We start from the raw sequence: 15,569 nt of genomic DNA, 5'->3' as shown, positions 1-15,569 counted from the left end.
CATGACAACTGAGACTTTCCTCGTGGAAATCGGCACAGAAGAATTACCGCCGAAAGCGCTTCGTTCTTTAGCCGAATCTTTTGCTGCTAATTTTACTGCTGAACTGGATAACGCAAATATCACTCATGGTGATGTATCTTGGTTTGCAGCTCCTCGCCGTTTAGCCATTAAAGTGGCCAATATGGCAAAATCACAAGCAGATAGAACCATTGAAAAACGTGGTCCTGCGATTGCTCAAGCATTTGATGCTGATGGTAAACCAACAAAAGCAGCTGAAGGTTGGGCAAGAGGTAATGGCATTACTGTTGATCAAGCAGAGCGCTTATCAACAGATAAAGGCGAATGGTTATTTTATCGTGCAGAAGTAAAAGGTGAAGCAGTTAACCAATTACTGATTGGCATGGTAAGCAATGCGTTATCAAAATTACCAATTCCAAAATTAATGCGCTGGGGCGATAAAGAAACTCACTTTGTACGCCCTGTTCATACTGTCACCTTATTATTAGGTGATACTGTTATTGATGGTGAAATTTTAGGTATCCAAAGCGATCGCGTTATTCGTGGTCACCGCTTTATGGGTGAAGCTGAATTCACTATTGATAATGCGGATCAATATCCTGAAATTCTGTATGAGCGCGGAAAAGTGATTGCTGATTACGAAACGCGTAAATCAATTATTCTTCATGACGCTCGCCTTGCGGCTGAAAAACTTGGCGGTATTGCAGATTTAAGCGATAGCTTAGTCGAAGAAGTCACTTCATTGGTCGAATGGCCGGTTGTGTTAACAGCAAAATTTGAGGAAAAATTCCTTGAAGTTCCTGCTGAAGCACTGGTTTATACCATGAAAGGTGACCAAAAATACTTCCCTGTTTATAACAAACAAGGTGGATTATTACCAAACTTTATTTTCGTCACTAATATTGAATCTTCTGATCCACAGCAGATCATTAGCGGTAACGAAAAAGTGGTACGTCCTCGCTTAGCTGATGCCGAGTTCTTCTTTAAAACTGACCGTAAACAACGTTTAGAAGATAACTTACCACGCCTTGAAACCGTATTATTCCAAAAAGATTTAGGCACACTGCGTGATAAAACTGACCGTATTCAAGCATTAGCTGGCTTTATTGCGGGCAAAATGGGTGCTGATGTTAATAAAGCAACCCGTGCAGGTTTACTGTCAAAATGTGACTTAATGACCAATATGGTGTTCGAATTCACAGATACCCAAGGTGTTATGGGTATGCATTATGCGCGTCATGATGGTGAAGCCGAAGAAGTCGCAGTTGCATTGAAAGAACAATATCAGCCTCGTTTCGCGGGTGATGAATTACCTTCTAATCCTGTTGCTAGCGCCCTCGCTATTGCAGAGAAGATGGATACACTTGCGGGTATTTTCGGTATTGGTCAACATCCTAAAGGGGATAAAGACCCATTTGCTCTACGTCGTGCATCACTGGGTGTTTTACGTATTATCGTTGAGCAAGATTTACCGTTAGATATTGAAGAGCTGACTCAAGAAGCGGTTCGCCTTTACGGTGACAAACTGACTAATAAAAATGTGGTCAGTGATGTGGTCGAATTTATGTTAGGTCGTTTCCGTTCTTGGTATCAAGAACTGGGTTACAGCATTGACACTATTCAAGCTGTATTGGCACGTCGTCCAACACAGCCAGCTGACTTCAATGCTCGCGTTAAAGCAGTAACTTATTTCCGCACATTAGAGGAAGCCTCTGCATTAGCAGAAGCCAATAAACGTGTTTCCAATATCTTAGCTAAATCAGCTGATGTAAAACTAAATGACACCGTTTTAGCTTCCGTCTTAAAAGCACCAGAAGAAGTTCAATTAGCGGCTAATCTTTCTGTATTACAAGATAAATTGGCACCTTTATTTGCAGAACGCCAATATCAAGAAGCATTAGTTGAACTGGCCTCATTACGTGATGTGGTCAATAACTTCTTTGATAAAGTCATGGTAATGGATGAAGACGAGGCTGTTCGTATCAACCGTTTAACCATGTTAAGTCAATTGCGTGAACTGTTCTTAAAAGTCGCAGATATTTCTGTTTTACAATAAGTTGTAAAGCTCAAAATACGTAAACCGGCATTGTGAAAGCAATGCCTGTTTTTTATAGCTTTATGGATGGATATGAACAATAGATTAGTTATTTTTTTAATGGTATATCTATATTGAACTGTGATTTAAGTAATTTAGCTAAATTATTATGATTTAAGCTATTTGGTTCAACTTCACAAAACTGCCCTAATTCCCTTATTTGTTGTATATTGAAGACACTAGTTAACTCAGGCAACTTTTGATTTGGAATATACTGAGCATATATACACTTTCCTCGATTACTTCTCTCGGTTTGCGTATTGATAGGTCGATATATAACCTTAAAGTTACTACTAATATCCATTAAGGTATGTTGATCTATTGGTCTAATTTTACTGATCAAATCAACTAAACTGTTTGGCACATCATCGCTAACTAACAGACAGTTGGCTACTCCATCTCCAGAACCATCTCCAGCAACAATTTTTTTTATGTCTTCATAACTAAAAACAGATGTGAATTCTTCCCCTGTTTGTCCAGTCCTTTTGCCAAAACAAACACTAACACCAATAAAAAAAGATGCACTAGGTTGTTTAACCCAACTATTGGCCCACTTAGTACAATGTTGAGTTAACTTATAAAACGCATCAATACCAAATTCTGAAATAATTCTTTTATGTGAATACCAATTACCAAAATAATCAGCACTACTAAGTTTTGCTGAAATTTTAATTGGTGCCCCTGTTTCAAAAGTAATTAGAATATCTGTTTTTTCTCCAAGAGAACCTAACCTCTTAGCCTCCCTAACAGTAGCTCCACTGATAACACCAATATCAGTTAACCATTTAGGAATTTTTAATGGCAGTTTATCCCCCGTATTAATTTGACTAACAATATCATCTTCAAATTTATCTGTTTTTTCCGACATTATTCTATCCACTTGTTTTTGAATTAAAAATAAATTGGCCTTTTTCTTTTTAGCATGTGATAATAAAAAAGATGAACACAAGGCGGATTGAGTATGAGTAAAATTAAATTAGCAACTTTATTTTCAGGTGCAGGAGGTCTTGATCTCGGCTTCCAGTTAGCTGGCTTTGATTTAGCTTGGTCAAATGAATTCGATAAAAATATTTGGGAAACACATGAAATCAACTTTCCAAAATGTTTACTCGATAAACGTTCCATAACTAAAGTTGAACCTAACGATATACCAGATGTTGATGGATTTATTGGAGGACCACCATGCCAAAGCTGGTCTGAAGCAGGAGCTCGTAGAGGGATCAATGATGAAAGAGGACAATTATTTCATGAGTACATTCGCCTTTTAAAAGCCAAGCAACCTAAGTTTTTTCTTGCTGAAAATGTATCAGGGATTTTACATGCGAAGCATAGCATAGCATTGTCTAACATATTAAACGAATTCTCATTAGCTGGCTACAACGTCACATACAGGCTTCTAAATGCTAGTGATTATAATGTGCCTCAAGATAGAAAAAGACTGATTATTGTTGGATTACATCACTCAATCAACAAAGAATTCATATTTCCAGAAGCAGTAAAGAATAAACTAACATTAAAAGATGCCATTTTTGATCTAAAAGATAATGCAGTAGCTGCTATAGATAAAAATAAGAAGAATCCAGAGATACAGTACCCAAATCATGAATATATGACTGGCGATTTTTCATCTATCTTTTTATCTAGGAATAGAGTGAGAGGGTGGGATGAACAATCATTCACTATACAGGCAGGTGGAAGGCATGCCCCCATACACCCAAATGCCCCTAAAATGATAAAAATAGCAAAAGATAAATTTGAATTTGTTCCAGAAAAAAAAGATTTATATAGGCGAATGTCTATTCGTGAATGTGCAAGGGTTCAAACTTTCCCTGATGATTTCATATTTAGTTATACTACACTAGATAATGGTTATAAAATGGTAGGCAATGCAGTTCCTGTAGAGTTTGCTAAAATTATAGCAACTTCAATCAAAGAACAAATATTCTGATTCAGAAGTAATTTATTAAAGATTCTTTTATTATAGTGTAAGGGTATCCCATGATTTAGATACCCTTTTTATTAAAAACTACAACCCAGTCTCTACTGTAAATATCTGACGATAACCATCAACATCACGCATAAATGCAATATATTGGTCATTTGGAGAGAATACGACAGCATCACTACTCGGTGCTTGTACTGTTTTTTCTGTTAATCGAGTTAACTCACCCGTTTTCGCATTACATAGCATCACGCTATTATCACAAATAAAAGTGAGATATTGTCCGTTACTATTCCACGTAAAGGCAGACTGAATATCCCATGGTTGTGAGGTGATTTGTTTCACTTCCTTGGTACTTGGCGAAACAGTATATAACTGCACAATACCGTTATCATCTTTCATTAAAAAAGCAATCGCATCGCCTTGTGGCGAGCTTCTTAACCAGTGACGAGGCTGATTTAAAACACCTGCATATTTTCTATTTGCGGTATTTGTTAGGCGAACTTGGTAAATATCTTTAGCCACTGCTGGCATTGTTGTGTCGGTTCCTGCTAGTGGTTTATCACCTTCAATACTAAAAGCATGATTATCATCGGGTAAATCCACTAAGAAAATATCAGAAACTTTATCACCATTTTCACTCACGGTATCGCCGATAAATGCAATAGCCCAACGTTGTTGTGAACCATCCGCTTTTGTATAACCTTGAGTACCAATCCAACACTCTTCATAAGCTTTATTAATTTCGTCGCTTCCCTTTTGTGGATGCGCCACGGTTTGGCTTATCACTGTACAGAAGTATTCACCATCATATTCACGAGGGTGTTTCTTAATGACGTTAACCGCTTTGAGAGGCACAGCGACAGCTACATTACGTTGATCATATTCACTACCAAGTTCATGCATAATATGATCATTGTAAGTAAAACTTAAACGAGTGCCATCAGGGCTAAAAACATGAACATGCGTACCGCCACGCAATGCACCCGCTTGATAAGGTGAAGTCAATGAACACGCATCAATATTAAATGCACGATTATTTTCTGACTCATCAACAATCACACCACGACGATGATGGAAGTCATAATGCCATTCATTATCTGGATTTTCTGGCCCATGAATAAAGGCATAACGTACGGGCTCTGTTGGGCTTACTGTCGCAACCCCTGCATGTGCCCCTTGTGTTGCTGTGTAAATGATCTGTTGCTGTTTTGTTTTCGCATGAATTTTTTCTATGGTTAGACCTGTAAAAGATCCCCCATTGGGACGTACATCATAGGCTAACCACTGGCTATCTGGCGTCCAAACATTTATATTAGTTAGCTGATGGTGACGGCTATCAAACGTAATCTGGTGTTCCTGAAAAGACATATTTATCCTTATCGGGAAATAAATTTCCACATTATAAAAACTAATTAATTTTACCTGGCACTAAAAAAATTCAGTCGAGACTTTTTCGCAAGGTAATTATTCTATCCTCACTAAATAGTCAGAAAATTAGAAAATCATGTTACTTAGTGTTCTCTATATTATTGGTATTACAGCAGAAGCCATGACGGGTGCACTCGCTGCTGGTCGTCGTAAAATGGATGTTTTTGGCGTAATTATTATCGCCTCTGCAACTGCCATTGGTGGTGGATCTGTCAGAGACATTCTACTCGGCCATTACCCGCTGGGTTGGGTAAAACACCCCGAATATATCGTCACTGTTGCATGTGCTGCTGTTATCACCATGTGGGTTGCACCTATGATGAAACACTTACAGCGACTCTTTCTTATCTTAGATGCCATTGGCCTAATGGTTTTCTCTATTATCGGCGCACAAATCGCACTCGATATGGACTATGGCCCAATTATTGCTGCTATTGCTGCGGTGATTACGGGTGCTTTTGGTGGTGTATTAAGAGATATGCTTTGTAATACCATTCCTCTTGTTTTCCAAAAAGAGATTTATGCCGGTATCGCTTTTGGTGCTGCGTGGCTTTATATGGGATTACTGTTTTATACACCGTTACCAAGAGACGTCATTATCATCATTACCCTAATTGCTGGGTTAACAGCTCGACTTCTCGCTATTCGTTATAAATTGGGCTTACCTGTCTTTAATTACGAGAATCAAGATTAACGAATCGCTGTTTTAACGACAGCGGTTCTTTTTGATTCTGTGGGGTATCTCAAAATATAATCTCTTTTCGCTATTGTGATAAAAGGTAATTCCTATCACTGAGCCTTTAATTGTATGTTAATATTGACATAGTTTAATTTTTCTCTTGTTTCTATATTAAGAAAATAGAATGTAATAAGAAAAAAATGGCCCTGTATTAAACATGGGCACTGTATGTCATTCATTGTATGTGTATACTATATGGGGGATTTGCTCCCTAAACATGTATTTATACTTAATTCTCCAGTCAAATTCAGAAAGTCATCATGATCCAAGGAACACTTTATATTGTTTCCGCTCCAAGCGGTGCGGGTAAATCAAGTCTTATTCAAGCGCTGTTAAAAACACAGCCTTTATATGACACGCAGGTTTCTGTCTCTCATACAACCCGCCCAATGCGACCGGGAGAGAGCCATGGTGAACATTACTTCTTTGTTACTGAAGAAGAATTTAAAAGCATGATAGACAGCGGGGATTTCCTCGAACATGCTTGTGTTTTTGGTAATTATTACGGAACTTCCGGCAAAGTTATCAAAGAAATCTTAGCCAGTGGTGTCGATGTCTTTTTAGATATTGACTGGCAAGGCGCACAGCAAGTGCGTAAAGCGATGCCTGAAGCTCGCAGTATTTTTATTCTGCCACCGTCAAAAGAAGAGCTTTACCGCCGACTTCGTGGACGTGGGCAAGATAGCGAAGAAGTGATTACAAAACGTATGTCACAAGCTGTATCGGAAATGGAACATTTTAATGAGTATGATTATTTGCTGATTAATGATGATTTCAATACCGCGCTTGCTGATTTACAATCAATTATTCGTTCAGAAAAATTACGCCTTGATCGTCAAACGCTACGACATGGTGATTTAATCAGCAAATTATTGGCAGACTGAGTTAACTTTCAGTATTATGCCCAGTCATTTCGTTAATGGTGGAGTAACACAAATATGGCACGCGTAACCGTTCAAGACGCTGTAGAGAAAATTGGTAACCGTTTTGACCTCGTTCTGGTCGCAGCACGTCGTGCGCGTCAGTTACAAGTTGGCGCTAAAGATCCTTTAGTTCCAGAAGAAAATGATAAAATGACTGTTGTCGCGCTACGTGAAATCGAAGAAGGCCTGATTAACGGTAAAATTCTTGATGCTCGTGAACGTCAAGAGCAGCAAGAGCAAGAAGCAGCAGAATTACAAGCTGTTTCAGCGATTGCGGAAGGTCGTCGTTAATCGTTTTATAAAATAGGGGTAGGTCTGCCTTGTACCTGTTTGAAAGCCTGAATCAAATCGTTCAAAAATACTTGCCATCGGAGCAAGTCGAACAACTTAAAAAAGCCTTTATCGTCGCCCGAAATGCCCACGAGGGGCAAACTCGTTCAAGTGGTGAGCCTTATATTACTCACCCTGTTGCGGTTGCGTGTATTCTTGCAGATATGCGATTAGACCACCAAACGCTGATGGCGGCGCTGTTGCATGATGTTATCGAAGATACACCTGCAACCTTCCAAGATATCGAAAGCCTCTTTGGTAGTACGGTCGCCGATCTTGTTGAAGGAGTCTCTAAACTTGATAAATTGAAGTTTAGAGATAAAAAAGAGGCTCAGGCTGAAAACTTCCGTAAGATGATTATGGCGATGGTAAAAGATATCCGCGTCATTTTGATCAAGCTGGCAGACCGAACTCACAATATGCGCACACTGGGATCATTACGCCCAGATAAACGTCGCCGTATTGCTCGAGAAACACTCGAAATTTACAGTCCTCTTGCACACCGTTTAGGTATACACCATATCAAAACAGAGCTTGAAGAGCTGGGTTTCGAGGCGCTACATCCTAATCGCTACCGTGTAATCAAAGAAGTCGTTAAAGCAGCTCGAGGTAACCGTAAAGAGATGATTAATAAAATCCTCTCTGAAATTGAAGGTCGCCTGACAGAAGCGCATATCGAATGCAAAGTTAACGGTCGCGAAAAACACCTTTACTCTATCTATCGGAAAATGTTGTTAAAAGAGCAACGTTTTCACTCGATCATGGATATTTACGCCTTTCGCGTTATCGTGAAAGAAGTCGATACCTGTTATCGCGTTTTAGGTCAAATGCACAGTCTTTATAAGCCTCGTCCCGGTCGAGTTAAAGACTATATTGCAATCCCAAAAGCCAACGGCTATCAATCTCTTCATACCTCACTAATTGGCCCTCATGGAGTGCCAGTTGAAGTACAAATTCGTACTGAAGATATGGATCAAATGGCAGAAATGGGGGTTGCAGCACATTGGGCTTATAAAGAGCAAGGTGAACAACCGGGTACAACTGCACAAGTTAGAGCCCAACGCTGGATGCAAAGTTTACTTGAATTGCAACAAAGCGCAGGTAGCTCATTTGAATTTATTGAGAACGTAAAATCAGATCTCTTTCCTGATGAAATCTACGTTTTCACGCCAGAAGGTCGCATTGTTGAATTACCAACAAGTGCAACCCCTGTCGATTTTGCTTATGCCGTACACACAGATATCGGTCATGCCTGTGTGGGTGCTAGGGTTGATAGACAACCTTATCCACTTTCACAATCGCTACGTACTGGACAAACGGTTGAAATTATTACTGCTCCGGGTGCAAGACCGAATGCAGCTTGGCTAAACTTTGTCGTCAGTTCAAGAGCTCGCTCTAAAATCCGACAACTTCTAAAAAACCTAAAACGTGAAGACTCTATTAATTTAGGTCGTCGTTTACTCAATCACGCATTAGGTGAGCACAAGCTTGCTGATATTTCAGCTGAAAATATTGAGCGCGAGTTGAAGCGTATGAAGCTTCATTCAATCGACGACTTAATGGCTGAAATTGGTTTAGGTAATACTATGAGCGTTGTTGTTGCGCGTAATTTATTGATTGATAGTCAAAATCAAGATGAGAACGCACCAACAGAAACATCTAATGATGAAACACCTAAACTCCCAATTAAAGGTGCTGATGGTGTATTGATCTCCTTCGCTAAATGTTGTCGCCCTATTCCGGGTGATCCTATCATTGCACATATTAGCCCAGGTAAAGGTTTGGTTATTCACCATGAATCTTGTCGTAATATACGTGGTTACCAAAAAGAGCCTGAAAAATTCATGCCTGTCGAGTGGGATAAAGAGATCAACAGTGATTTCATCACTGAAATTAAAGTTGATATGATTAACCACCAAGGCGCTTTAGCAAACTTAACCGCAGCTATTAATGATGCAAACTCGAGTATTCAAAGTATGAATACCGAAGAGAAAGATGGTCGCGTGTATTGTGCTTTTATTCGCTTAACCGCGAAAGACAGAATTCAATTAGCCAATATCATGCGTAAACTTCGCATCATGCCAGACGTTCTGCGCGTTAGCCGTAATAAAAACTAGTCATGAATTCAATTCGATATGCCCGCATCTGCCAAATGATGGCGATGCGGCAGCCTGATCTTACCGTTTGCCTTGAAGAAGTGCATAAATCCCATAATGTTGCTGCTGTTATAAGAACAGCTGATGCTGTGGGTATTCCTAAAATTCATGCTATTTGGCCTGAAGAAAAAATGCGGATGTTAGTTTCACCTGCGGCTGGGAGTAACAGTTGGGTCAATGTAGAAACTCATCCTACGATTACAGATGCAGTTAGCGCCTTTCGCACCCAAGGTATGCAAGTTCTTGCGACTCATCTCTCAGATAAAGCGGTTGATTTCCGTGAGATTGATTACACACGCCCGACTTGTATTATTATGGGGCAAGAAAAAACGGGTATCTCACAAGATGCTATCGCGCTTGCAGATCAAGATATTATTGTGCCGATGATGGGAATGGTACAATCCCTAAATGTTTCTGTCGCCAGTGCACTAATTTTATATGAAGCACAACGCCAACGTCAGGCTGCGGGTATGTATAATCGAACAGAAAGCACCTTAACGGAAGAAGAACAACAAATTCTTCTCTTTGAAGGCGGATACCCAGTATTGGCAGAAGTTTCTCGTCGAAAAGGACTGCCTCGCCCTTATATTAATGGTAACGGTGAGATTGAAGCACCTGAGTCATGGTGGGCAGAAATGCAAATGACGCAAAAACAACTTAGGAAATTAAAAAAGACGGAGTATTGATCCCATGAAAGGAAAACTGCTTGATGCAATCCCCTTAACCACTCTTCACGGCGTAGGTGCAAGTCAGGCAGACAAGCTGGCAAAAATAGGGCTTGTGACTATTGAGGATTTGTTACTCCACCTTCCTTTGCGTTATGAAGATCAAACACACCTCTATGCTATCAGCGATCTGCTTCCCGGCATTCCGGCCACTGTTTCAGGTGAAATTCTAAGAACCGAAGTCACTTTTGGTCGACGAAAAATGATGACCTGCCAAATTTCTGATGGCTCTGGCATTTTAACCCTTCGCTTTTTTAACTTTACTGCCGCAATGAAAAATAACCTTGCTCAAAGTAAACAAGTCACTGCTTATGGCGAAGTTAAACGGGGAAGCCGTGGACCAGAAATTATTCACCCTGAATACAAAATCAAAGTTGCAGGTTCGGAAGTTAAACTGCAAGAAACGCTCACGCCCATCTATTCAACAACAGAAGGCTTACGCCAAACATCACTACGCAAATTAATAGAGCAAGCCTTAGAATTACTCGATACCTGTGCTATTAACGAATTATTGCCCGAACAATTTATTCACGGTTTACCTCCGTTAGCCACGGCATTACGCACTCTGCATAATCCTCCACCTGATATCGCTTTTGCGGAGCTTGAGAAAGGACAGCACCCTGCGCAAAAAAGGCTAATTATTGAAGAATTACTCGCCCACAATCTAGGTATGCTCAATGCAAGAGCTGGCGCACAATCTTATCGTGCAGAGCCATTGTTTATGCCAAGTACCTCTACGTTACGCCAACAATTTCTATCGTCACTCCCCTTTACCCCTACGAATGCACAACAACGTGTCGTCCATGAAATAGAAACAGATTTAGAAAAAGACTATCCGATGATGCGGTTGATCCAAGGGGATGTAGGTTCAGGTAAGACTTTAGTTGCAGCACTAAGTGCATTGCGTGCTATTGCTAATGGCAAACAAGTGGCTTTAATGGCACCAACAGAATTGTTGGCAGAGCAACACGCATTAACCTTTAAAAAATGGTTTGAGCCTTTTGGTATTCAAGTGGGTTGGTTAGCAGGAAAACAGAAAGGAAAAGCGCGTGAAACACAGCAAAATGCCATTGCTAATGGTGACGTTTCCATCATTATTGGAACGCATGCTATATTCCAAGAACAAGTTAAGTTTCACTCTCTAGCCTTAGTGATTATTGATGAGCAACACCGCTTTGGCGTACATCAACGTCTCGCGTTGTGGAAAAAAGGCGAAGAGCAAGGCTTTCATCCCCATCAATTAGTGATGACGGCAACGCCAATCCCTCGAACATTAGCGATGACAGCCTATGCTGATATGGACACGTCTATCATCGACGAATTACCACCAGGGCGCACACCTGTTACTACTGTCGCTATCCCTGATACTCGCCGTAATGACATTATTGAACGCATCAGGCTGTCTTGCACAGAAGAAAAGCGACAAGCCTATTGGGTATGTACCTTAATTGAAGATTCTGATGTTCTTGAAGCGCAAGCAGCTCAAGTTATCTATGATGAGCTTACAATCGCACTCCCTGAAATCAAAGTGGGATTGGTACACGGGCGAATGAAACCCGCAGAGAAACAAGCTGTAATGGCCGCATTTAAAGAAAATGAGCTTCAACTTTTAGTCGCGACAACAGTGATTGAAGTCGGTGTTGACGTACCTAATGCAAGTTTAATGATCATTGATAACCCAGAACGACTGGGACTCGCACAGTTACACCAATTACGTGGACGTGTAGGCCGAGGCGCTATCGCCTCTCATTGTGTCTTGTTATATAAAACACCACTCACTCAAACAGCACGTTTGCGATTGCAGGTATTAAGAGATAGCAATGATGGTTTTGTGATTGCACAAAAAGATCTCGAAATTCGTGGTCCTGGTGAGCTTTTAGGCACTAAGCAAACGGGTAATGCACAATTTAAAGTCGCTGACTTGTTACGCGACCAAGGACTTGTTCCTGAAGTTCAACGTATCGCTCGTTACCTGCATCAACACTACCCTAAGCATTCTCAAGCCTTAATCGAACGCTGGCTGCCTGCCAAGACACAATATAGCCAAGCTTAAGGTTACTTTTTTGCATGGCTTAGCGTGCGTTTCATCTCGCTTTGGGTTGATCTTGAAATATTCGTAAGTTAAATACACATAGAAAAACACCTCAATGTCGATATTCAACATTGAGGTGCTCTTTAACGTTTTTGAAACTCTTTTAATTTATAGCAACCAAACTACCCTGCAACTATAGGCGTAAAAAACGGTAGCATCAGATACAGTTTAATCACTATTGCATTCACAATATCAATAAAGAATGCACCGACCATAGGTACGACCAAGAACGCAAGATGAGACGGTCCAAAACGGTCTGTTACAGCTTGCATATTTGCAATCGCCGTTGGTGTAGCACCTAAACCAAAGCCACAGTGACCTGCTGCTAAAATCGCGGCATCGTAGTTTTTTCCCATGACACGGAAAGTTACAAAAATGGCATACAGTGCCATTACACCTGCTTGAACACCAAGGATAACCAGCATTGGTATCGCCAGTGACGCAAGCTCCCATAATTTCAAGCTCATTAATGCCATCGCTAAGAATAACGATAAACTCACGTTACCTAAGACTGATACCGCTCTATCAAAAACACGGTAGAACCCAAGCATTGAAAGGCTATTACTTAAAATAACACCAATAAACAGAACGCACACAAAGGTCGGTAATGAGAATGCTGTACCTTCTAACAGTTGAGAAAGGAACGTACCTGCCATTAAACAGATAGAGATCATCGCAATAGTTTCTAATAAAACCATTGAAGTGATCATTCGGCCTGTTGTCGGCTTCTCAAACGCTGTTGGCATTTCATGGTCGTCAGCACCTAATCCTGGCGTTGGGATATTTTTGATTAAGTAGCGTGCAACTGGGCCACCAATCAATCCACCTAACACTAAACCAAAAGTAGCACAAGCCATCGCCACTTCAGACGCGCTCATAAAACCATAATTTTCAACAAAGGTTTTACCCCAAGCAGCCCCTGTACCATGACCACCCGATAATGTAATCGAGCCAGCAAGTAATCCCATTAATGGATCAAGACCTAACATTTCTGCTAATGCAATACCGACTGTGTTTTGTACTAACAACAGTCCAACAACAACAAAGATGAAAATAAAAAGCGCTTTTCCTCCCGCTTTTAAGCTTGCGAGGTTTGCGTTTAAACCAATTGTTGCAAAGAATGCCAGCATTAATGGATCTTTTAATGAGAGGTCAAAACTCACTTCCCAGTCCATAAAAGATTTGAATGCTAATAGAAGAACAGCAACAAGTAGCCCACCTGCAACGGGTTCTGGGATCGTATACCGTTCTAAAAAAGGAACAGATTTCACTAACTTACGTCCGATCAAGAGAACCAAAGTGGCCGCAACCAGCGTGCCATAAACATCAAGATGATACATTTATGTACCCCGTCTTATTTGTTAATTTTATATAAAAATACTACGACGCTAAGTTCATCCATAAACAACGCCAAAAGCAGGTATCCCCGATTAGAAAAAAAAACGGAGACAAACACAAGTTAAAACATATAAAAATGTGAGCACCTCTTATGCATTTTGATAACATCATTTTTACGCAAACGATTGCTTTTGTGGCGCAGATCATTAAAATACCGTTTTTGTCGAATAAGAAATTCACACCATGGTTACTTCAGAAAATCAAAATTTGCCTAAAAATAGTGACGTTTCAATTAAAAAAAATAGCGAACTTCTTTTTGCTTTAGAAGAGAAACCGCCATTACCACAAACACTTTTTGCTGCTTGCCAACATCTCTTAGCCATGTTTGTTGCGGTTATCACACCTGCGATCCTCATTTGCCAAGCATTAGGATTACCTGCACATGATACTCAACGCATTATCAGCATGTCTTTATTTGCATCAGGCATTGCCTCTCTTATTCAAATTCGGGCATGGGGACCGATAGGTTCAGGATTGTTATCAATTCAAGGTACTAGCTTTAATTTTGTCGCACCTTTGATTATGGGCGGATTAGCGCTAAAAAATGGAGGGGCGGATATTCCAACAATGATGGCGGCACTTTTTGGTACATTAATGGTTGCCTCATTAACCGAAATCGTCCTTTCTCGCGTCCTTCATTTAGCAAGACGCATCATTACACCGTTAGTTTCAGGTGTCGTAGTGATGATAATCGGTCTCTCTTTAATTCAAGTTGGATTAACCTCTATTGGTGGTGGTTATGCAGCCATTGAAAATAATACCTTCGGTTCACCACAAAACCTGTTATTAGCAGGCTCTGTACTTATTGTTATTATTTTACTTAATCGACAAAAAAATCCTTATTTACGCGTTGCTTCTTTGGTCATTGCAATGGCTGTGGGTTATGTTCTTGCTTGGGCTTTAGATATGTTGCCCACACCAGCAGAACATCAAGAAACACCTTTCATGACTATTCCTGAACCCTTTTATTATGGGTTGTCATTTGATTGGCATTTGCTTATTCCTTTAATGCTGGTGTTTATGATCACATCACTAGAAACCATTGGGGATATTACAGCAACTTCAGATGTTTCAGAGCAACCCGTTAGTGGTCCTTTGTATATGAAACGTATTAAAGGGGGCGTATTGGCTAATGGAATTAACTCTATGGTTTCGGCATTTTTCAATACCTTCCCAAATTCTTGTTTTGGTCAAAATAATGGCGTTATTCAATTAACAGGCGTTGCAAGTCGCTATGTAGGTTATGTTGTTGCCGCAATGCTCGTTATCTTAGGCTTATTTCCATTCGTTGCAGAATTTGTGCAAAGAATTCCTGAACCCGTATTAGGTGGAGCCACATTAGTTATGTTCGGTACGATAGCTGCATCTGGTGTACGTATTGTTTCCAAAGAAGCACTAAACCGCCGAGCCATCATGATCCTTGCGATTTCACTTGCAGTAGGATTGGGCGTTTCACAGCAGCCTCAAATCTTGCAGTTTGCACCGGATTGGCTAAAAACATTGCTGTCCTCAGGTATTGCTGCTGGTGGTTTAACTGCCATTATTTTAAATCTTATTTTTCCACCAGAAAAATAATCATTAATTAGCAACATAATAATAAAGCGCTATCTTCATAATAAAAAATAGCGCTTTATTTATTACTTTTAGGCTAATGGCATTTTTATAAAAGCCTTTTCCTTTTAATTACAGTAATTAATATTCATCTTCTTACTAAAATTCA

The 15,569-nt window shown here is 40.1% G+C and carries 12 protein-coding genes; 9 read left to right on the top strand and 3 right to left on the bottom strand.

Annotated features, from left to right (window positions below; translation table 11 throughout):
• Position 1: 1 nt before the first annotated feature.
• The gene (glyS, locus tag JEP71_RS12145; RefSeq protein ID WP_198626308.1) at positions 2–2,074 is read left to right on the top strand and encodes a glycine--tRNA ligase subunit beta; all 2,073 of its coding nucleotides are present in this window, start codon (positions 2–4) and stop codon (positions 2,072–2,074) included.
• Positions 2,075–2,162: 88 nt separating this feature from the next.
• Here the strand turns inward: glyS and JEP71_RS12140 are convergent, their stop codons facing one another.
• Positions 2,163–2,981: a hypothetical protein gene (locus JEP71_RS12140; RefSeq protein ID WP_198626307.1), complete on the bottom strand. Its 819-nt coding sequence runs from the start codon at positions 2,979–2,981 to the stop codon at positions 2,163–2,165.
• 93 nt (positions 2,982–3,074) lie between these two features.
• Between JEP71_RS12140 and JEP71_RS12135 the strand changes: the two genes are divergently transcribed.
• The gene (locus tag JEP71_RS12135) at positions 3,075–4,061 is read left to right on the top strand and encodes a DNA cytosine methyltransferase (protein WP_198626306.1); all 987 of its coding nucleotides are present in this window, start codon (positions 3,075–3,077) and stop codon (positions 4,059–4,061) included.
• Between the two features lie 78 nt (positions 4,062–4,139).
• On the opposite strand, the gene JEP71_RS12130 is transcribed toward JEP71_RS12135, so the two are convergent.
• Entirely contained in the window at positions 4,140–5,426 is a 1,287-nt protein-coding gene (locus JEP71_RS12130; protein WP_198626305.1) for a DUF3748 domain-containing protein, read from the bottom strand.
• A 136-nt stretch (positions 5,427–5,562) separates the two neighbouring features.
• Between JEP71_RS12130 and JEP71_RS12125 the strand changes: the two genes are divergently transcribed.
• From JEP71_RS12125 to recG, 6 genes are all read left to right on the top strand, one after another.
• Complete coding sequence (locus tag JEP71_RS12125) at positions 5,563–6,180, top strand: trimeric intracellular cation channel family protein (protein ID WP_088494339.1); 618 nt, start codon at positions 5,563–5,565, stop codon at positions 6,178–6,180.
• A 305-nt stretch (positions 6,181–6,485) separates the two neighbouring features.
• On the top strand, positions 6,486–7,109 hold the full coding sequence (gene gmk / locus JEP71_RS12120) for a guanylate kinase (RefSeq protein ID WP_006534608.1): 624 nt from the start codon (positions 6,486–6,488) through the stop codon (positions 7,107–7,109).
• 54 nt (positions 7,110–7,163) lie between these two features.
• Positions 7,164–7,439 (top strand): DNA-directed RNA polymerase subunit omega, encoded by a 276-nt coding sequence (gene rpoZ, locus JEP71_RS12115; RefSeq protein WP_006534607.1) that lies wholly within the window; start codon positions 7,164–7,166, stop codon positions 7,437–7,439.
• 29 nt (positions 7,440–7,468) lie between these two features.
• A complete protein-coding gene (spoT, locus tag JEP71_RS12110) occupies positions 7,469–9,595 on the top strand; it encodes a bifunctional GTP diphosphokinase/guanosine-3',5'-bis pyrophosphate 3'-pyrophosphohydrolase (RefSeq protein ID WP_196534064.1) in 2,127 nt (708 codons plus the stop codon).
• Positions 9,596–9,597: 2 nt separating this feature from the next.
• Complete coding sequence (gene trmH / locus JEP71_RS12105; protein WP_198626304.1) at positions 9,598–10,320, top strand: tRNA (guanosine(18)-2'-O)-methyltransferase TrmH; 723 nt, start codon at positions 9,598–9,600, stop codon at positions 10,318–10,320.
• A gap of 4 nt (positions 10,321–10,324) precedes the next feature.
• Positions 10,325–12,412: an ATP-dependent DNA helicase RecG gene (gene recG, locus JEP71_RS12100; protein WP_198626303.1), complete on the top strand. Its 2,088-nt coding sequence runs from the start codon at positions 10,325–10,327 to the stop codon at positions 12,410–12,412.
• A 161-nt stretch (positions 12,413–12,573) separates the two neighbouring features.
• Here recG and gltS read toward each other — a convergent pair whose 3' ends face one another.
• Positions 12,574–13,791 (bottom strand): sodium/glutamate symporter, encoded by a 1,218-nt coding sequence (gene gltS, locus JEP71_RS12095; RefSeq protein WP_109374336.1) that lies wholly within the window; start codon positions 13,789–13,791, stop codon positions 12,574–12,576.
• Between the two features lie 241 nt (positions 13,792–14,032).
• Here gltS and JEP71_RS12090 point away from each other — a divergent pair, with 241 nt between their 5' ends.
• Positions 14,033–15,424 (top strand): uracil-xanthine permease family protein, encoded by a 1,392-nt coding sequence (locus JEP71_RS12090; RefSeq protein WP_198620073.1) that lies wholly within the window; start codon positions 14,033–14,035, stop codon positions 15,422–15,424.
• Positions 15,425–15,569 lie beyond the last annotated feature (145 nt).

Origin of the sequence: Proteus sp. PR00224 (genome assembly GCF_016238105.1) — a bacterium.
Taxonomy (GTDB): Bacteria; Pseudomonadota; Gammaproteobacteria; order Enterobacterales; family Enterobacteriaceae; genus Proteus.
This window is presented reverse-complemented; position numbering and strand designations above follow the sequence as displayed.